Origin of the sequence: Burkholderia sp. PAMC 28687 (assembly GCF_001577465.1) — a bacterium.
In the GTDB taxonomy this organism is placed as follows: domain Bacteria; phylum Pseudomonadota; class Gammaproteobacteria; order Burkholderiales; family Burkholderiaceae; genus Caballeronia.
The window spans coordinates 2,875,334-2,893,469 of record NZ_CP014505.1; the positions used below are offsets into that span (position 1 = coordinate 2,875,334).

Here is an 18,136-nt window from a genome sequence, read left to right on the forward strand (position 1 = left end):
ATGAACCCTCAGAAACTCGCCGAAGCAACCGCGCAAACCATGTACGAAGCAGACGCGTGCAGCCGTGCGCTCGGCCTGGAACTGAAGGAAGTACGGCCAGGCTATGCGCGAATGCAAATGAACGTGCGCGACGACTTTCTCAACGGCCACGGGATTTGTCATGGCGGTCTCATCTTCACGCTGGCCGACTCAACGTTCGCGTTCGCTTGCAACTCGTACAACATCAACACGGTCGCGGCCGGCTGTTCAATCGAATTCTTGCGTGCCGTCAAAGGCGGCGATCGTCTGACTGCTGAGGCAACGGAACAATCGCTCACCGGTAGAACGGGTATCTACGACATCCGCGTGACGAACCGTGATGAAGAAACGGTCGCCATGTTTCGCGGCAAGTCCTCCCAGATCAAGGGCAATCTGGTTGCTACCGGGTCCTGACCTGTTTCACACGATGCGCTGAAAAACCATAGCGTCCGAGCAAATTTGATTCGGGCCGCCAACAGATATTTGGAAGGAGACATTTGATGACCGCCCCGCTTCCACTGGACCCTATAGAAACGGCCAGTCGCGACGAACTCACCGCGTTGCAGCTTGAACGCCTCAAGTGGTCGATCGCGCACGCATATGAGAATTCGCCTGTGTACCGGCGCAAGTTCGATGAAGCGGGCGTGCATCCAGGTGACATTAAAAGTCTCGCCGATATCGCGCGCTTCCCGTTCACTACAAAAAAGGATCTTCGCGATAATTACCCGTACGGAATGTTCGCGGTGCCGCACGATCAGGTCTCGCGTATTCATGCATCGTCGGGGACCACCGGAAAGCCGACAGTTGTAGGCTACACGGCAAAAGACATTGATACATGGGCGAACCTTGTCGCGCGCTCCATTCGTGCGGCTGGCGCGCGTCGTGGCGACAAGGTTCATATCAGTTACGGATACGGTCTCTTCACGGGCGGCCTCGGCGCTCATTACGGCGCGGAACGGGCTGGCTTGACCGTGATTCCGTTCGGCGGCGGCCAGACCGAAAAGCAAGTGCAGCTCATCCAGGATTTTCGCCCGGACATCATCATGGTGACGCCCAGCTACATGCTGTCCATTGCCGATGAACTCGAACGCCAGGGCGTTCACCCAGCCGACTGTTCGCTGAGGATCGGGATCTTCGGCGCCGAGCCGTGGACCAACGATATGCGCGCGGCCATCGAGAAGCGCATGGGTATCGACGCCGTGGATATCTATGGACTCTCGGAAGTCATGGGACCGGGCGTGGCGTCGGAATGCGTGGAAACAAAAGATGGCCCGACGATCTGGGAGGATCATTTCTATCCGGAAATCATCGACCCCAACACTGGCGAAGTGCTGCCCGATGGCGAGCTGGGTGAACTTGTGTTCACGTCGCTGACAAAGGAAGCGTTGCCGATCATCCGCTACCGGACGCGCGATCTCACCCGGCTCTTGCCCGGCAGCGCCCGAACCATGCGGCGCATGGAAAAAATCACCGGGCGCTCGGACGACATGATGATCGTGCGAGGCGTAAATGTTTTCCCGACGCAGATCGAGGAGTTGCTGCTCAAGCAGCATGCGCTGGCGCCGCACTACCAGATCGTGCTGACCAAGGAAGGACCGCTCGATGTGCTCACGCTCAATGTCGAACCGTGCCCTGAGACAGCGCCGGATGTCGCCGTGCTGCAGCAGGCGAAGGCCGCCCTTGCATACGATATCAAGGCGTTGATTGGGGTCAGCGCGGTGATCGAGTTGCTGGGAGTGAACGGGATCGAGCGTTCTGTTGGAAAGGCGCGGCGCGTAATCGATCGCCGCAAGGCAGCAATCTGACGTCCGGCGTTGCGCTGAAAAGCAGCCGGTCCGAACGGAACGGCTGCCAGAGTCTTACAAGAGAGTATTGCAAGAGATCCCTACGAATTCGGCAGCAAGAGCCACATGCGCCCGCCCTGCTTCATCCGGCCGGCGAGATCGCCTGCGTCATCGCCCAATCCCCAAAAATAGTCCGCGCGTACACCGCCTTTGATTGCGCTTCCCGTGTCTTGCGCAAACACTAGGCGGTTCATCGGCGAATTGCTCAGAGGGCGCGTGGTCTGCAGGAAAACCGGCGTTCCAAGCGGGATTGCCGAGGGATCGACGGCAATGGAACGCTCCGGCGTCAATGGAACACCCAATGCGCCGACGGGCCCCGTCCCTACGCCTGCGGCGAGAGTCGAAGCCGCCGGCATTTCGCGGAAAAACACAAAACGCGGATTCACGTCGAGCAAGGCATCCACACGCGCCGGATTCGCTTTCGCCCAAGCCTTGATGCCTTGCATCGTGGCCTGTGCGGGCGTCAATTCGCGCCGGTCCAGCAGTTCGCGGCCGATCGATTTATACGGCTGGTTGTTGGTCCCGCCGAAGCCAACGCGCATGGTCGTGCCGTCTTCCATCACGACTTGCCCCGAACCCTGGACCTGAAGGAAAAACGCTTCGATAGGATCATCGACCCAAACCAGTTCGTTGCCATTCAGCGCGCCTGAACTTTCAAGCTGAGCGCGCGACGGTAATGTCGTGCCGGTCTTGAACCGATACGGCCATCGATACAACGCATATTGGTACGCTCCGTGCCGGGTGCGCGAGCCGCGCAGCAACGGCTCGTAATAGCCGGTCACGAGTCCGTCCAGCGTGCCGTCGGTGTTGGCCAACTGGAACGGCGTGAAGTAGGCCTCGAAAAATTCACGAGCCGCGTTCATGTCAAGGTCGTCGAGCCGTTGCGCCGCCGCGCACGCGCGCCGCCAGGTCGGCTGCTGTGCGAGCCGGCTGCAGTTCTGACGCATGGCGGCAGTTGCGCCAAGCAGTGAATCGTCCTGCCAGCCGGGGACCTGCTGCCAGCTCACGGCGGTCAGCCGGGTAGCCGCGCGCTGTCCCGTGACGATCGGTGCGCCACTCGGCGGAGCTTGATAGCCGGATTTGATGGCGCCACCGCCGCCACACGATGCCAGTAATACGGCCGTGGTCAGGGAAGCCGCCCAAGCCGCCAATCCGGCGAGCGAAGAGGTGAAACGCTTACAATGTTCGTTCTTGATGAGAACCGCCATGTCAGATCTATTCGACGAATATCCAATGCTTGTTTTTGCGCTCGAGTCACTCGTGGCGCTGCTTCTGCTGATTTTTATCGTCGCGTGGACGGCGTCGGGCAAAAAGAAAAACAGGCGTTAGCAGGACCCAACGCATGCTCAGTGCAGCGTGCGCGGCATGTGCAGCGCGAACTCGGCAATGGGCGCCTCGAAACGCTCGCCGTCTTCGGCCACACAGAAATACGATCCGCGCATGGTGCCGACCGGCGTTGCGATCACGGCCCAACTCGTGTACTCGAACTTCTCGCCCGGCGGCAACAAGGGCTGGTTGCCAACCACGCCAAGCCCTTTCACTTCCTGGACCACGTTGTCGCTATCCGTGATGATCCAGTGTCGCGAGATCAGTTGCGCGGCAACCTGACCGGTGTTTCGAATGGTCAGCGTGTACGCGAACGCAAACTGGTGAGCATCCGGTTCCGACTGTTCGGGAAGGTATTGCGTCTGGACCGCTACGCTGAATTCATACTGGCTCATCGCTTTTCCAATTCAAAATATGCTGCGCGCAGCGACGCCCGGCAGGGCGAACAGCGGCACGATTACGCGAATTTGCGTGAACATCAGGTGACGCATTCTGCTTGATGCAGCCGGTACCCGCAACCAACTGCGGTGGCTTGCGACGGCTTTGTCATGCGCCTGAAACGTTGCCGGAATCCTGCGACGACGGGAAAAGCGCCCGCAGCCGGCCCCGCGCGTTAGCCGTTCGGCCGACGGTCAAAAACGGCGTGTCGCGGTAAAATGTGTTTCCCGCTTGCAACCGGCAGACGTCATGACGCAATTCCGCTTGTCCCCCAGTATCTTGTCCGCCGACTTCGCCATTCTCGGCGAAGAGGTTCGCAATGTCGTCGCCGCCGGCGCGGACTGGATCCATTTCGACGTCATGGACAACCATTACGTTCCGAACCTGACAATCGGCCCCATGGTCTGCAAGGCGCTGCGGCCGCATACGACCGTGCCTATCGACGTGCATTTGATGGTGCGTCCGGTGGACCGTATCGTGCCTGACTTCGCGGAAGCCGGTGCGAATGTGATCAGCTTTCACCCGGAAGGTTCGGATCATATCGACCGGACGCTTTCACTGATTCGCGATCACGGCTGCAAGGCTGGCCTGGTGTTCAACCCGGCGACATCGCTGAATCACCTGGATCACGTGATGGACAAGGTCGATCTCGTGCTGATCATGTCGGTGAACCCGGGTTTCGGCGGCCAGTCGTTCATTCCGGAAGCGCTCAATAAGCTGCGCGAAGCGCGCCGGCGTATCGATGAATACAACGAGCGGACGGGACGCGAGATTCATCTGGAAGTAGACGGCGGCGTGAAGATCGAGAACATTCGTGAAATCGCGGAAGCAGGCGCGGACACATTCGTGGCGGGGTCGGCGATTTTCGGGCATCACAACTACGCCGAGATCATCGGCAAGATGCGCGAGGAACTGGCCAAAGTGAACACCGGGGATTCAAGATGAGCGAACTCAGCGCCGAGCTTCCGGCATTCACGAACAAGACGTTGCGAGCGGCGATCATCGACCTGGACGGCACCATGGTCGATACGGCAGACGATTTCACCGCGGCGCTGAACGGCATGCTCGCGCGCATCGGCGCGAAAGCGACTGATCGCGACGAGGTGATCGGCTATATAGGAAAAGGCTCGGAGAATCTGATCCGCAGCATTCTGGCCGTGCGGTTTTCGGCGCTCGAGGCATCCACGAAATTCGAAGATGCCCTCGCGATCTATCAGATCGAGTACGCGCGCATCAACGGACAGAGCGCAACGCTTTATCCCGAAGTCGCCGAAGGGCTGAAGGCGTTGCGGGATCTCGGCTTGCCGCTCGCGTGCGTAACGAACAAGCCGCACCGGTTCGCGGTCGAATTGCTGACGAAGTTCGGCCTCGCGGAATACTTCAAGGTCGTACTCGGTGGCGACTCGGTCCCGCAGAAAAAGCCCGATCCGGCGCCCATGCTGATCGCCTGCGAACGCCTGGACGTTTTGCCGCGGGAAGCGGTTGCCATCGGCGACTCGGAGAACGATGCGCTGGCGGGCCGAGCGGCCGGAATGGCGACGCTGACGGTGCCTTACGGCTACAACCACGGCAAACCCGTGCACCTCGTGAAATCCGATGGTATAGTTTCTTCCCTGCTGGCTGCCGCACAGGCAATCGCAGCAACCATGGCCGCGCCCGAAGCACCCGGCGCGACAACATTGACTGACTAGCTTAATCCCTCATGTTTCTGAACAAAAAACGGAGTCTGAGCAGCATCGACCGGGGAGCCTGGCCCTGGCGTCGCTGGTCGCGCTAACCTCGCCTGAGGTCCGCTGAAGCTCGTCTTCAGCACCGTTTTTTGTTTCGCTGCGCACTCCGCGCGCCGATCCCGCTGACTTGCCTTATCTTTGATGCCCGGCTTGATGCGCATCATTCGCTGCGCCCGATTGTGTCGTGAGTGTCTCGAGTCCACACGGTTCCCGTGAACGGCCCGAGCCCTGATAATCGGACATGCAGTGCGTGAAGCCCCGGCCGACGCACAAACCCAAGCGGGTTAAGCGCCGCGCGGTGAATTTTCCGCAGCGCCCAGTATGTGCTCGATGTCGCAAAACCCAACAAGCGACACGCAAAGGATCAGAACATGACCGAACTCGAATTCCAATCGCTGGCGAATGAAGGCTTTAACCGCATTCCGCTGATCGCCGAGGCGCTCGCCGACCTCGAAACGCCGCTTTCGCTTTATCTCAAACTCGCTCAGACCGAGCGCAATGGCGCCAACTCCTTCCTGCTGGAATCCGTGGTCGGCGGCGAGCGCTTTGGCCGTTATTCGTTTATTGGCTTGCCGGCACGCACGATGATTCGCGTGCAGAACGGCGTGTCGGAAGTGGTGAAGGATGGTCAGGTAATCGAAACGAGCGAAGTTGATCCGCTGACGTTCATCGAAACATTCCAGAAGCGGTTCAAGATTGCGCAACGCCCGGGATTGCCGCGCTTTGGCGGTGGTCTGGCAGGGTACTTCGGCTACGACGCCGTGCGTTATATCGAGAAAAAGCTGGCGCACTCGGCGCCGCGCGACGATCTCGGCCTGCCCGATATCCAGTTGCTGCTGACCGAGGAAATGGCGGTCATCGACAACCTCGCCGGCAAGCTCTATCTGATTGTCTACGCCGATCCGACCGTGCCGGAGGCTTACACGAAAGCCAGGCAGCGCCTGCGCGAACTGCGTGCGCGTTTGCGTACGACCGTGCAGCCGCCGGTGACGTCGGCGAGCGTGCGTACGGAGACGTATCGGGAGTTTGCGAAAGAGGACTACCTGAACGCCGTGCGCAAGGCCAAGGAATACATCGCGGCGGGCGAGTTGATGCAGGTTCAGGTCGGCCAGCGCCTCGTGAAGCCGTTTCGCGATAATCCGCTTTCGCTGTATCGCGCGTTGCGGTCGCTGAATCCGTCGCCGTACATGTATTACTACAACTTCGGCGGTGAATTTCATGTGGTCGGGGCATCGCCGGAAATCCTGGTGCGCCAGGAAAAGCGTGGCGACGAACGTATCGTCACCATTCGTCCGCTCGCCGGCACACGGCCGCGCGGCAACACGCCCGAGCGCGACGCCGAACTCGCCACCGAATTGCTCAACGATCCAAAGGAAGTCGCCGAACACGTGATGTTGATCGATCTGGCGCGAAACGATGTCGGCCGGATTGCGCAAACGGGTTCGGTGGTCGTGACGGACAAACTGGCGATCGAAAAGTATTCGCACGTTCAGCACATCGTGAGTTCGGTGGAAGGCAAGCTGAAACCCGGCACGACGAACTTCGACGTGCTGCGCGCGACCTTCCCGGCCGGCACGCTTTCGGGCGCACCGAAAGTGCGGGCGATGGAAATCATCGATGAACTGGAGCCAGTGAAGCGCGGCCTGTACGGCGGCGCTTGCGGGTATTTGTCGTTCACGGGCGAGATGGATCTCGCCATCGCGATTCGCACGGGCCTGATTCACAAGGGCAATTTGTATGTGCAGGCCGCCGCCGGCGTGGTCGCGGATTCGGTGCCCGAGTCCGAATGGCAGGAGACGGAGAACAAGGCGCGTGCAGTTTTGCGCGCCGCCGAGCAAGTGCAAGACGGCCTCGATAGCGACTTCTGATCCGGAGAAAGACCATGCTGCTGATGATCGATAAGTACGAAGTGCATTTTTCGGCATTTTGATGCATTTACTAAATGTTAAAAATCAACGACTTATCGGCGTAATCATTTTTTTGCATTTCGTTGCATTTAAAAAATTGGGGCTAAACGGGGGCTAAATTCCGGGTATGCTGGTTCACAACTAGCATTCACCGGAGGTCCCTGAATGACCGCAAAAGCCCTGACCCAATCGGCGATCAACGCCGCGAAGCCGAAAGACCGCCCGTACAAGCTGAGCGACCTTGACCGCCTGTTCGTGCTTGTGAGCACAGCGGGTTCGAAGACGTGGAAATGGTCCTACCGCCTCGACGGCAAGGACTGCACGTACACAATAGGCCGCTTCCCCGAAGTGACAATTGTCGCGGCCCGTGCGGCACGCGCGGCGGCGGCAAAGCTTGTAGAAGCCGGGCAGCACCCCGGCGCGGTCAAGGCCGAGGCAATCGCCGCCGTAGCGAAAGAAAAATCGAAAGTGTTCTGGCCGATCTGTCAGGAATGGATCGATGAAAACCGCGCTACGTGGTCGCCCTACTACCTACAGCAAGTCCAAAATTTCATGGGCCGCTACGTGCGCGACGGCGAACTAGGCCCCCGCCCTATCGGCGCAATCGAAACCCCGGAAATCGTTGCCCTGTTGAAAAGCGTGGCGTCACGCACGAAGGCGACCGGCGCGGAACGCAAGCAAACGGGTAGCCCGACCATCGCCGTGCTGTTGCGCATGTGGATATCGGCGGTGTTCAGTCACGCGATGATCGACGGGCGCTGCAAGGCAAACCCGATTGCCGGTGTGAAGGCGTCGAAAATCATCAAGCGCGCGCCCGTCAAAAACAATCTGGCGCTTAGCGAAGCCCAGTTCAAAAATTTGCTTGACCGCGTAGACACGTACGGCGGCAACCGTGCGACGCGGATCATGATCGAATTGCTTGCCTTGTTCTTTTGCCGTACCGGCGAACTCCGGCAAGCGCAATGGCCTGAATTTGACTTTGACGCCCGCCGCTGGACTGTCCCCGCCGTACGCATGAAAAAGAAAGGGTTCGGCGACCACATCGTGCCGCTTAGCGATCAAGCCATCGTCTTGTTGATTGAGCTACGGTCGATCACCGGAAAGGCGAAGGAAGGCCCTGACTACTTGTTCCGAAACACTCGGCGGTCCGAGGCGTGCATGTCCGCGACGACAGTCAACCGTGCGCTTGAAAACATGGGCTTCAACGGCGCGGAAACAATCGGTTTCAGCGCACACGGCTTTCGCGGAACGGCCAGCACGCTGTTGCACGAACGCGGTTTCAAGCCGGACGTGATCGAGGCACAACTAGCGCATCATGAAAAGAACGCCGTCAAAGCCGCGTACAACAAAGCCGTGTATTTGCCGGAACGTATTGAATTAATGGCGCGCTGGTCCGAGTTCGTAACCGGTCTTAAAACCGACATCGGCGAAAACGCAACGGCCTGAGAACATTTTGTTTACTTTCGTTGTGTCAAGCGTTAATCTGGTCGGGTAGTAAAACACCATACAGCAAGGAGTGCGAGCCGGGTTCATTCGGCAAAGGGTGTCAATAGGTCCGCAATGGATCACCTATGCACTCCGGCGCTCAAATTTCCCTGAGCATTGTTTTGACGCCGGTTTTCACTTTAACCGGCGGCGCTTGTGCGTCCGCCATTAGCATGCGGAGCAAAAAATGTGGGATGCCAACGGAAATTTGTGTACGGAGCTTTCGAAGATAGATACCGAAACACTTGAAAACACACCCAAAGGGTACGCAGTCGTGCCGTCCTGGGTTCACTCCATAGACAACAGTCAAGCCTCAGTTCTAACCGAACGACTGAAAACGGATAAGTTTAAGGCGGCTAAAACGCTGGTTGATTACGCTAAAGAGATTAGAGAGCTTGCCGCCACAGCCGATATTCTCGCTAGGGTATGGGAAATAGACGCGCCCGCGTTTGCGCGGATAGCAACGAATGCTAAATCAACCGTGAAGAACCTGAACGGTATAGCGGACGCCGCGACAGTTATTCAGAACGCACAGTGCCCTAACTAATCTCGGCTCCAATCGTACATAGCGTGGATAATCATGACTGATATAGAACAGCGTCACGAGAAGAACCTCGAAGCCCGTGCACGTCGCGCCGCACAAGCGGCGGGTTTGATCGCAAGAAAGACCCGATGGCACGCGAACACCAGCGATAACTACGGGGGTTTTATGCTGGTTGACCCGTACACAAACTTCGCGAAGGCTGGTTTTCAATTCGACTTGTCTGCCGAAGCCGTAATTGAGTACTGCCACGAGCCCGAAGACGAAGAAGACGAACGCGAATCCGAAGCGGTGCCCGCTTAATCCGACTTAACAATGCCACGGAGGGCGCAATGCAAGGAATGTCATGCCGATCAGATTTAAAGCACCCACGCCCGCCGTCATTGTCCCGGCAAAGCCGAAACGTAAGTCTTGGAACGTTCAGCCTAAAGCACCGTTGATTTCGCTGGACCAGCCGGGCTATATCCGTAACGCAAACTTTCAGGCGTTGCTGGGTAATCTGTCCTCGCCCGCGTTTTTTCAGCGCCGCAAGAAAGGCCTGATACCGCCGCCTGACGGCTTTGACCCGCGCCCGTTTTGGCGGACCGAAACGGTCAAGGCGTTCCTTACGGCTTGCGGAGAAACGAAATGACCGCCGCAAAAACATTCTTAGTAGCCTTAGGTTTTTTGACCGGATTCACAACAGTGTACGCGGTAACGACTGTCGGTTTTCAGCCTAAATCCACTGTAATGGTTCAGGCGGTTTTTCATCATCGGGCAACTCGCTAACGCAACTAGACGTTTCGTCAATTGAATCAGAATTGCAGTCAAGTGCATTCTGGGGACGCATCAGATGGTTCGCCCCATTTCGGCTGACGAACGGCAAGACGACGGCTGTAGACATTTTTGACACTCCATTGAAAATATTTTGCGCGGGCGCGGAATGCGCAAACGCATAAAAACCCCGGTAAAACCGCTGTTATTGTCTGTCTGCGTTTCTAATTAGTTTTAATGCGCGGAACAGCCGAATTTTGTTGCTGGCGGTTATGTGCCTGAATGTGTAGGCTACACGATATCTTAACACGGAGGTAAATCAACCATGGCCGAAATTAGCCCCCTTAATACCCGCGCACATATTGTTATTCCGAAAGCGCTGAAGAAACAAGTTGCCGAGATCACTAGTGAAACCGGTGCACCGTTTTCGGCAATCGTGCGCATTGCGCTTGAGAAACACGTGGCGTCAAAAGAAAAACAACAACCGCAAACGGAGGCAGCATGATTAAGGTACAAGGCCGCAAGTTTTATACGATAGTACCGGCAGCACCGGATACATACGTTATTCCTAGCGATCAGGGTGGAATTATTGCGGAAGAAGTTTTGATTGAATATCCGGACTACTTAACGGCCCGTCAGCCCGAAGCTGACAGATGCGCGCGCATTTATGCTACGCCGGTAATAGCTTGGGCAATCGAGAAAGACAACGAGGAATGCCGCAATGCCGGTATCGATATGACCCCGGTCCCCATATGCATCGGCGGCTTATATACTGACAGTTATATGATGCTTTGCAGTGACGGCAGAGTTTTGCGTAACAGCGATGAGGCTTGGGATAGTCTCGGTCTTTTTATCTGGCTTCAGGTATGCGAACGAAAAGGGATTGACTCGGATACGGGCAAGCTCTCAGAAAATGATTAAAAATAAAGCCCGATCCACGCAAATGGTATCGGGCTTTTAAAACAGGTTGTCCGGCAAAGAACGACCCCTGCATCGATTATATACGATTTCAGGGGAATTGAAACATAATCGATTGGTAATCCCCATGTCAGCACTTCCTAGCGCCGCCCTTTTCAAAGAATTCATCTTTATCGATAACGCGGTACGGTGCAAAACCACCGCCGCGCTTGACCTCACCCCGGCTAAGCCTACGCCAGTTAAAAAGCCGGAACGGCGCTATGACTTCGCCGTGCGCGATGACAAGGCCGAACACACGTTCGTACAGTTCCGGGCCGAGTACGTTGAACCCCTCCATAACGAAATCAATGCGGCGCTCATGCTGTCGGCGCTCGTAGGCTGGTATCAGCCGAACGGCAAGGGTGAAAGCAAGCTTCGCAAGCAAGACGGCAACGGCGTGTGGTGGATCGCTAAATCACATTCGCACTGGCTCACCGAACTCGGGCTGTCCCGCAAGGAAAGCACACGCGCCACGGAAATCCTTGTGAAGTCCGGTGTCATCGAGGTATGGAAGTACCCTTTCGACGGTCACGCGTGCAATCACTACCGGCTGAAATGCGCTGACGGCGGTTCGATGCTTGACGGCGTACCGTCATTCAAAGAACTTGCCCATGTACCCGGAGGGCACACGGCCATGTACCCGGCGGGTACATCATCATGTACCCCGGGGGTACAACTCATAACAGACATACAAACAAAGACTACTTACACACCTACATGTAAACAAGCCGTTTCCGAAGAAACGGCAGAAGCAGGACAGGCACCCGGACAGGGGAAAGGCGAGCCAGGGAAGAAGGGAAGTGTCAAACCCGTACCCGAATACGAATACCTGAGTCAAAGTAAAACCCCGCACCGCTTAGACCTGTTCAACAGGATCATGGATAAGCACGGATACTCGACCCTGAAATTTGAAAAGTTCTGCCAGCAGGACAAATACGAAAAGGCCCTGTGTGCTGTTGAGGAAGCGGTGACAGGCTCGAAGCACTACAACACGCTAGAGACGTTCCTTGAGGCTACCGCTGACGATTGGGAACTGTACAAGGCTGTCTTCGAAGACCTTTTGCCGAACAAGTACGTACCCGAGCAACCCCGGCCCGTCTTTCTTAGTCAGCACATCGGCGCGTTGCTTAAACACTTTGACGCGGTCACCGCTGAATCCGTTGAACCCGAGGCACCTGTTACCGCACCGGAACCCGTCACGCCCCCGGCAATCGCATTAGAACCGTCCGCGCATCAACTGTTCTTGGATAAGGCGGAGATTGAGGGATGGGCGGCATCTAACCAAGCGAAGAAAGACGCCGAAGCGGCAAAGAAGGCGAAGCAAACATTCCATGCCTAACGGCTTGCCGCGCCCCGCCGTATACCCGCCCCGCCGCCCGCCCGGGTTCGGATAGGCCGACATAGCCACTTGCCCCGGCGGCCCGCTACAGAGGCGAGGCGCCGAGTCTGCCCCTAATATGCAATCATTGCAGTCAAGGCATCCGTTTGACAAACGTGATAATTTCATTAGTTAGGACGACGAAAATATTTTCGTTAGATGTTCCCCGTTAGAGGTTGAATCCGGACAATGAAACAACTGTTCCATGGAAATGAAAATGCACCACACACCTGAACCGACCGAGGCACCAGTGGAGTCTTTTCCCTCGCCAATTATCGAAGACGTTTTGAGGCAAGTAGCGGCGGGCCGTTCCCTTGTTAGCGTGCTTGATTCAAACCCCGCCTACCCTAGCCGCACGTCGTGGTATCGCGCCGTCGCCGCTAACCCGGTGTTCAGCGCGCGTTATGTCGCGGCGGTGCAAGCCGGAGTGGGTCAACGCAGCTACGTAACGATTTGAGGACTTTATATGACCTACGGAAATTCGATCAGCCTTACCGGTCCGCTGTACACACCCGGACCGATCAACGAACCCGCGCAAACCCGTGCCGATTCCGTTCAGCCGGGAAAGCTCGTAGAGCGCGTCACGATTTGCCCGGAAACCGGCAGAAAAATCCGTGAGTTCACCGGCGACAAACGTGTGTGGATGGCCCCGCATATGGGCGAAGCGCGTTTGATGGTCAGGATCAACAAAAACCCGGCACCGAACCCATACCTTATGTTGAAGGGAGGCAAGTAATGGCCTATGAGATTGTTGAAATAATCGCCGAGCCACATCGTTTCGGCGCTAATTCGTACACGAGCGAGCAGCGTCAGCAAATCAAGGTGGTGCAAACGCGTGCCGACGCGGTGTTTCGTGAGTACGGGCGCGTGTCCCCTGAGCCGAACACCGGCGAAACGCCGTTCGCATATCGCAAGCGGCTTGCCGAAACACTTGCGCGTGAAACCAAGTTGCACCGGCGCGGGCTTGATATGTCCCGTGTGCCCGACGTCGCATCGTTTGAACGCAAAGAAGCGGCGATCTATGCGGACGCCCGCGCACAGGCACGGCACCCCTTGGATTTGAAGGTCGGCGAATTTCGCGAGGTTCGAAAGACTCAGGGCGGGCGCGCGTATTCCGAGTTTGTCACCGGCGCGAATGCCGACGGCACCACGCGCGGCGCGTTCAAAGCCTTGTATGCGGCCCATATCGCGGTCCCGCAAGGCAATGCTATCGGCCCCGGCTTAGGTTCGGATGACAAGACGGTTGTATCGATTCCAAACAACATTCCCGGCAGATAGAGTCATGGCGCAAAAGCTAATCATCGAAGTTTCGGTCACCGGGTTCGGACTCGCGGATTTGGTCGATAAAGGCCAGATTACGCAATACGATGCGGACCAGATTGAAGCCGACGCACGGCAGGAATTGCATGATGTCCTCGCTGCGCATTCGCACCTTGCGCGTCACCGCTATGTCGTCAGAACCGGTGCGCAACGGCAAGACATTGACGACCTGTAACGGCCATGACGACAAAGCTTTGCTCAAAGTGCCGTGAAACCAAGCCTGTTACCGCGTTCAGTGCGGACGTGCGAACGAAAGACGGCAAGTGTCTGCGGTGCAAGGCGTGTGCGTCGGCGGCTTTCGCGGCTTGGTATTCACGCAATGCCGAGGCTGAAGCATTACGTACGGCGGCATGGCAACGGGAACACCCGTTAAGCGTCCGGCAATACAACTTGCGGAAACGTAAACATACAGGTGCGTGATATGGACGGTGATAAACGTGAATACAAGGTCATGCATCGGGGCCGCACCCCTTTCGACCTCTCCAATATCCGCCGCCCGCCCGCGCGCAAGCTGACGGTTAAGGAGCGGGAGGCGTTGAACCGTTCGCGCTGGGACGTCGCAAAGATCATTGCAAATACAGTGCGCAACGGATCGGAGGATACGCCGTGACATGCCTTGCCGATGTTGTGACCGAATTGAACACCGGCTGGCGCGCCCTCAGTGCCTTACGCGCGTCGCCCGATGCCAGCGATGACGTTGTGCTTGCACGCGCCGAGGCCGAAGCGCTCGTGCACGCGGCGAAACGTCTAGGCGCGTTGTGCACGGCTGAACCCCATGACCTTTATGTCCGTTCCGTCGAGGTAACCATCGCGCGCCGCGCATGTGAAGCCGTGGGACGACTAGCCGCGTTGCAAAGGCATGAACGCCGCGACGCTTTTAACGATTACCTGAATTACGGATTGCGGAGCGGCAATGACTGAAGTCGAAGAATTTTTGATTACCACGGGCAAATTGCTGACCGAGCTTGAACGTGCATACGCGCTGCGTGGCGGTGCGCCGATGTTCGCGGATGCAATCGCAGATGTACTTGACGAAACGCACCGGATTTTGGCCGGGCTGTACGAGGTGCGCCCTGATGCCGAAATTGCGCAAGCGCTTGAAATCATCGCGCCGCACCGTGCGTTTGCCCATGACCGTCTCGCCGTGATAACCCGGACGCTCCACTAGCGCAACATCAGCGTTAGTCAAATTCTGCACTTGATTGCAATTTTTAGGATTACCAAATGGACAAGCCGGTCATCGTCATAAACATTGACGACACAGCGTTCACTCAATTTCAGGATCGGTACAACAAGTACTATGAATCGCTCGAAACCATGCCCGCGTTATGGAAAGACATTAATGCGGAAATGGCGGTGACCAACGCGTCCATGGACAAGCTTGCGAATCAGGCGAAGGCCGAAAAGAAGCCCTTAGACCCGCGCGCCGAAACACTCGATAAAGCAAAAACGCTGCGCCTGAAAGAAGATGAAAAATCTTGGGCAAAAATTCAAAAGCACGCGACGACGACAAGTCGGGAAGTCAGCGGTCTTGCCCGGATGACCATCGGCTTGGCTAGCGGCGGCAAACTCGGTAGCCTCGGCGCGGGCTTAGGTGTTGCGGGTGCCTTCGGTGCGCTTTACGGTGCAATCGAAAGCGCGGCTAAAAGCCTTGCCGCCTTAAATTTGCAAGGCCGCGCATTGAATCTTGCGCCGGGGCAAGCCCAAGCGTTCACCACCGCGTATTCGGGTATTGGCGCGAGCGAAGACCTGTTGTCAAAACTCGCCTCGGCAAAAATGGATTCGACAAAATGGACGCCTCTGTTAGCCGCCGGGTTGACGCCTGAGCAAATTCAGAGCGAGGACCCGATTGAACTATCCGAAAGCTTGTTTAAGGCCGTGCGCAAGGGCGATTTAGAACGCGGGGTGTTAGGCGGCGGCCAATGGCGTCGCGGCACAGGCATTTCAAACCTTATTGATGACGCACAGGCAAATCGTCTTTCGTCGTATAGCGATGACGATTTGAACGGCATGCACGCCGAGTACCTTAAGGACGTGCCGAAGTTTGCCCGCAGTCAAGCGGACGCCGACGCCGGGACCGGCCTGAAAAATCACCTTGCCGAAAACTGGGCCGATATTTCAAAGTCGTTTGATCACGCGGCGATCATCCTTGCCCCGCAACTCGAAGCATGGTCAGACGCGGCGACGAAGTTAAGCAAAGACGTCCTCGAAAAATTGCCGGGCTGGCTGAAAAAAGCCGAAGACTTCTATGATAAGGACGTCGCCCCCGTCATGCCGAAACTCGGCACCGGCGGTGACGCACTCGATGACGCGGCTATCACCGTCGGGCGAACACTGACCGACAAAGACAAATGGAAAGCCCTGTGGAGCGGCGTAAAGAATTCGGGTATCAAATCCGGCGGCGCTTCACTGAAACCCGCATGGGACATGGATCACCCCTTTGGCACCTGGAATCACTCGCAATCCGCTGACCCGGCGGGTGACGCCACGGGCACGGACGCACGGCACAACCCCGGCAACATGCGCCCCCGGGCGGCACGGGTTTTCAGACGTTCAAGACCGACGCCGAGGGCGTGCGCGCGGCGGACCGACAGCTACAGCTTTATTACTACCGCGACAAGATCAGCACCGCTGACGGTTTCGCCAACAAATGGGCACCGGCCAGCGACGGTAATCACCCGCGCGAATACGCGGCGTTCCTTGCTAAGGGCATGGGCGTTGCCACGAATGATGAACTGGATTTCAACGACCCCCGGGTGCGCGCGAAATTCGAAAGCCTTGTTTTCCAGTTCGAATCGAGTAAGCATCGTGACTTGACGCCCGAACGCGTGGCGGCGATGTACAACCCGGACTACACCGACGCACCCAAGGCCGCCCCCGGTGATGACAACGCCCGCGCGGTTAAGTCGGCGTCAGGTGAAGCCCAAGACATGACAATCTATGCGGAGAACGATCCGGCGCTGGCCGCGCACGCCGAAACGCGTCGCGTCTTGAAAAAGATCGCATCACAAAAGATCGACCCGCAGATTATCCAGATTGACGATGACGGCAAAGACAAACCGATGCCGCCGATCTTGCAGCGTCCGCCGGGCATGGGTCAGTTCCCCGCCGCACAGAATATCAATGTGAAGGTCACGGCACCGGCGGGTTCGAGCGTTGCCGTTACATCGTCCAATTTTCCGGGGTAATCATGCGGTATTACGAGGTGGCGGTAACCGATCCGAAAACCGGGGAAATCTTTGTGCCGAACGTCGGCGGGCGGCCCGGGTTTTCGCGGCAAGACAAGGCGAAATTCCCGTGGACATATTGTTCGCTAAATGACGGCGCAAACGTGTACACGATTGCGGGTACGAATCCGGCGGCGCAATGCGTTGAAATGGACATAGCCACGTCCTACCTGCATACGCCGACGCAAAACGGCTTTCTGCGTATCAACGGCATCGGCCTTGCCGAAACGGGTCAAGCCGTGAATCTAAACGGCATGAACATCAGCGTTCGCGGCGGCATGTCGCGCGGCCTACCGTTGGCAAATCCCGCACAGGCAAATCTTCTAGTCAGCGGTCAAGTCGGCGCGTGTTTCGGCAACTGGGTCGGCACTAGCCAGACCCTCGATTTTACTATCATTTCCGGCGGTAGCTCGCCGTCCTCGAATCAATCATCGGGCAACCCCTCAACGGCGGACACGACGCCGCTGCCGTCAACCAACGCCGCGCCGTCTAATATCATCTGGCAATGGAAAAACGGGCAACCTTTTGCCGACGCGTTAGTGTCTACGCTATCCGTGGCCTATCCGAAATACAAAGTGATCGGCGCGGTGAACCCCGGCCTTGCATGGACTAGCGGTAGCGCGGACACCGGGTTTTTCGCGACGTTGACGCAATTCGCGCGGTACGTCCACGACTTAAGTCTTAAGGTGATCGGCGGGGCGATCCCCGACCGTAGCAAATACCCCGGGGTATCGATCAACCTGCTAGGCGGTTCGTTGATCGTAGGCGACGGCACAACGATCACCGCGCCCAAACAAATTCAATACGTTGACATGGTCGGGCAACCTAGTTGGGACGGCCAAAACAATACCGTGCAAATCACGTGCAGACTTCGCGGCGATATTCTTGCCGGTGACTACATCAAACTACCTAATGTGCCGGGGGCATCACAGGTAGGCCTAGGACTAGTCAGCGCGGCATCGCAATCGCAATTCTTCAACGTGCAACCTAACGCCGGGGGCTACGCCAATCAGAAAAGCGGCAGCGTTTTTACCGGGACATTCGCGGTGCGTAGCGTAAGACACGTCGGTAACTCAAGACAGCCTGATTGGCTGAGTTGGTGCACGGTAATCGATTGTTATCTGGCGAGCGCCCCCGGTGACGCAACCGTAGACGCGTTGCCCACGCTGTACGCCGGAAGCACGACCGCTAATTTTTACTTACCGAGATAAG

23 protein-coding genes are annotated in these 18,136 nt (G+C 57.2%); 21 read left to right on the forward strand and 2 right to left on the reverse strand.

Going from position 1 to position 18,136, the window contains the following annotated elements:
* Positions 1-432, forward strand: coding sequence for a hydroxyphenylacetyl-CoA thioesterase PaaI (gene paaI / locus AX768_RS13310; RefSeq protein ID WP_062000350.1), 432 nt, complete (start codon positions 1-3; stop codon positions 430-432).
* An 86-nt stretch (positions 433-518) separates the two neighbouring features.
* Positions 519-1,823: a phenylacetate--CoA ligase PaaK gene (gene paaK, locus AX768_RS13315; RefSeq protein ID WP_062000988.1), complete on the forward strand. Its 1,305-nt coding sequence runs from the start codon at positions 519-521 to the stop codon at positions 1,821-1,823.
* Between the two features lie 80 nt (positions 1,824-1,903).
* Here the strand turns inward: paaK and mltA are convergent, their stop codons facing one another.
* Complete coding sequence (gene mltA / locus AX768_RS13320) at positions 1,904-3,070, reverse strand: murein transglycosylase A (protein WP_062000351.1); 1,167 nt, start codon at positions 3,068-3,070, stop codon at positions 1,904-1,906.
* Between mltA and AX768_RS34105 the strand changes: the two genes are divergently transcribed.
* Complete coding sequence (locus tag AX768_RS34105) at positions 3,069-3,191, forward strand: hypothetical protein (protein WP_255581283.1); 123 nt, start codon at positions 3,069-3,071, stop codon at positions 3,189-3,191. The genes mltA and AX768_RS34105 overlap by 2 nt on opposite strands.
* A gap of 17 nt (positions 3,192-3,208) precedes the next feature.
* On the opposite strand, the gene apaG is transcribed toward AX768_RS34105, so the two are convergent.
* Positions 3,209-3,583 carry a Co2+/Mg2+ efflux protein ApaG gene (apaG, locus tag AX768_RS13325; RefSeq protein ID WP_062000352.1) on the reverse strand — a complete coding sequence of 125 codons (375 nt, stop codon included), beginning with the start codon at positions 3,581-3,583 and terminating at the stop codon, positions 3,209-3,211.
* 292 nt (positions 3,584-3,875) lie between these two features.
* Between apaG and rpe the strand changes: the two genes are divergently transcribed.
* The 18 genes from rpe to AX768_RS13420 all read left to right on the forward strand — a co-directional run bounded on the left by rpe (position 3,876) and on the right by AX768_RS13420 (position 18,135).
* A complete protein-coding gene (rpe, locus tag AX768_RS13330; RefSeq protein ID WP_062000353.1) occupies positions 3,876-4,571 on the forward strand; it encodes a ribulose-phosphate 3-epimerase in 696 nt (231 codons plus the stop codon).
* Complete coding sequence (locus AX768_RS13335) at positions 4,568-5,317, forward strand: phosphoglycolate phosphatase (RefSeq protein ID WP_062000354.1); 750 nt, start codon at positions 4,568-4,570, stop codon at positions 5,315-5,317. The genes rpe and AX768_RS13335 overlap by 4 nt, the downstream gene beginning before the upstream one ends.
* A 410-nt stretch (positions 5,318-5,727) precedes the next feature.
* Positions 5,728-7,224 (forward strand): anthranilate synthase component I, encoded by a 1,497-nt coding sequence (trpE, locus tag AX768_RS13340; RefSeq protein WP_062000989.1) that lies wholly within the window; start codon positions 5,728-5,730, stop codon positions 7,222-7,224.
* 204 nt (positions 7,225-7,428) lie between these two features.
* Entirely contained in the window at positions 7,429-8,709 is a 1,281-nt protein-coding gene (locus AX768_RS13345) for a tyrosine-type recombinase/integrase (protein ID WP_062000355.1), read from the forward strand.
* 226 nt (positions 8,710-8,935) lie between these two features.
* Entirely contained in the window at positions 8,936-9,295 is a 360-nt protein-coding gene (locus AX768_RS13350) for a hypothetical protein (RefSeq protein WP_062000356.1), read from the forward strand.
* A gap of 33 nt (positions 9,296-9,328) precedes the next feature.
* A complete protein-coding gene (locus AX768_RS13355) occupies positions 9,329-9,592 on the forward strand; it encodes a hypothetical protein (RefSeq protein ID WP_062000357.1) in 264 nt (87 codons plus the stop codon).
* A 775-nt stretch (positions 9,593-10,367) separates the two neighbouring features.
* Positions 10,368-10,547 (forward strand): hypothetical protein, encoded by a 180-nt coding sequence (locus AX768_RS13365; protein WP_062000359.1) that lies wholly within the window; start codon positions 10,368-10,370, stop codon positions 10,545-10,547.
* A complete protein-coding gene (locus AX768_RS13370) occupies positions 10,544-10,963 on the forward strand; it encodes a hypothetical protein (RefSeq protein WP_062000360.1) in 420 nt (139 codons plus the stop codon). Before AX768_RS13365 ends, AX768_RS13370 begins: the two co-directional genes overlap by 4 nt.
* Positions 10,964-11,087: 124 nt before the next feature.
* Complete coding sequence (locus AX768_RS13375; protein WP_062000361.1) at positions 11,088-12,338, forward strand: hypothetical protein; 1,251 nt, start codon at positions 11,088-11,090, stop codon at positions 12,336-12,338.
* 505 nt (positions 12,339-12,843) lie between these two features.
* Positions 12,844-13,113, forward strand: coding sequence for a hypothetical protein (locus AX768_RS13380; RefSeq protein WP_062000362.1), 270 nt, complete (start codon positions 12,844-12,846; stop codon positions 13,111-13,113).
* Complete coding sequence (locus AX768_RS13385) at positions 13,113-13,655, forward strand: hypothetical protein (protein ID WP_062000363.1); 543 nt, start codon at positions 13,113-13,115, stop codon at positions 13,653-13,655. The genes AX768_RS13380 and AX768_RS13385 overlap by 1 nt, the downstream gene beginning before the upstream one ends.
* Positions 13,656-13,659: 4 nt before the next feature.
* The gene (locus tag AX768_RS13390; protein ID WP_062000364.1) at positions 13,660-13,872 is read left to right on the forward strand and encodes a hypothetical protein; all 213 of its coding nucleotides are present in this window, start codon (positions 13,660-13,662) and stop codon (positions 13,870-13,872) included.
* Between the two features lie 246 nt (positions 13,873-14,118).
* A complete protein-coding gene (locus tag AX768_RS13395) occupies positions 14,119-14,307 on the forward strand; it encodes a hypothetical protein (protein WP_062000365.1) in 189 nt (62 codons plus the stop codon).
* A complete protein-coding gene (locus AX768_RS13400) occupies positions 14,304-14,618 on the forward strand; it encodes a hypothetical protein (RefSeq protein ID WP_062000366.1) in 315 nt (104 codons plus the stop codon). Before AX768_RS13395 ends, AX768_RS13400 begins: the two co-directional genes overlap by 4 nt.
* Positions 14,611-14,865 carry a hypothetical protein gene (locus tag AX768_RS13405; RefSeq protein ID WP_062000367.1) on the forward strand — a complete coding sequence of 85 codons (255 nt, stop codon included), beginning with the start codon at positions 14,611-14,613 and terminating at the stop codon, positions 14,863-14,865. The genes AX768_RS13400 and AX768_RS13405 overlap by 8 nt, the downstream gene beginning before the upstream one ends.
* 56 nt (positions 14,866-14,921) lie before the next feature.
* Positions 14,922-16,514: a hypothetical protein gene (locus tag AX768_RS13410; RefSeq protein WP_062000368.1), complete on the forward strand. Its 1,593-nt coding sequence runs from the start codon at positions 14,922-14,924 to the stop codon at positions 16,512-16,514.
* Positions 16,511-16,885 carry a hypothetical protein gene (locus AX768_RS13415; protein WP_062000369.1) on the forward strand — a complete coding sequence of 125 codons (375 nt, stop codon included), beginning with the start codon at positions 16,511-16,513 and terminating at the stop codon, positions 16,883-16,885. Before AX768_RS13410 ends, AX768_RS13415 begins: the two co-directional genes overlap by 4 nt.
* A gap of 2 nt (positions 16,886-16,887) precedes the next feature.
* Positions 16,888-18,135 (forward strand): hypothetical protein, encoded by a 1,248-nt coding sequence (locus tag AX768_RS13420; RefSeq protein ID WP_062000370.1) that lies wholly within the window; start codon positions 16,888-16,890, stop codon positions 18,133-18,135.
* The last annotated feature ends 1 nt before the right edge of the window (position 18,136 follow it).